This window comes from Dryocola clanedunensis, from assembly GCF_038405435.1.
Taxonomy (GTDB): domain Bacteria; phylum Pseudomonadota; class Gammaproteobacteria; order Enterobacterales; family Enterobacteriaceae; genus Dryocola; species Dryocola clanedunensis_A.
This window is the reverse complement of the sequence record NZ_JBBYHZ010000108.1, coordinates 1-641: the sequence shown is the minus strand read 5'-3', so window position 1 is coordinate 641 and position 641 is coordinate 1. Positions and strand designations below refer to the sequence as shown.

Below are 641 nucleotides of genomic sequence, written 5' to 3'. Positions count from 1 at the left end.
CAACGAGCGCACCATCTACCAGTACATCGTGCCGGCCACCTGCCAGTCCTCGCAGCTGCTGCTGGGCCTGACCGTGCTCAAGCCGGGCAGCGTCTGGAACACGATGCCGCCGCACCTGCACGACCGCCGCAGCGAAGTCTATTTCTACTTCGACCTGGGCCAGAACGACCGCGTGTACCACTTCATGGGCGAGCCGGACGCGCAGCGCCACATCGTCATCCAGAACAACGAAGCCGTCGTCTCGCCGCCGTGGTCCATCCACATGGGCGCGGGCACCAGCAACTACGCCTTCATCTGGGCGATGGGCGGCGAGAACCTGGATTACACCGACATGCACGTGCTGGACATCTGCCAGCTGAAGTAACCCCGACACGCCGCCGGCATCGCGCTGGCGGCGTCTGTTATGCATTGGACAAGGACCACATACGCAATGGCTAATCCGTTCAGTCTGGAAGGCAAGGTCGCCCTCGTCACCGGTGGCAACACCGGCCTGGGCCAGGGCATCGCGGTCGCATTGGCGCAGGCCGGTGCCGACGTCGCCGTGGCCGGCATCGCGCCGCCCACCGAAACCATCGCCAAGATCACCGCCCTGGGTCGTCGCTGCCTGGCGATCGAAGCGAACCTGATCAGCATCGAGCCGG

Annotated in this window: 2 protein-coding genes; both read left to right on the top strand. The window is 65.2% G+C overall.

Translation table 11 applies throughout. The features are described from left to right. The coding region (locus tag AAE045_RS23700) for a 5-deoxy-glucuronate isomerase (protein WP_455549755.1) at positions 1–364 on the top strand (364 nt) is incomplete at its 5' end. 66 nt (positions 365–430) lie between these two features. Continuing rightward, a partial coding sequence (locus tag AAE045_RS23695) for an SDR family NAD(P)-dependent oxidoreductase (protein ID WP_455549754.1) occupies positions 431–641 on the top strand: 211 nt, incomplete at its 3' end.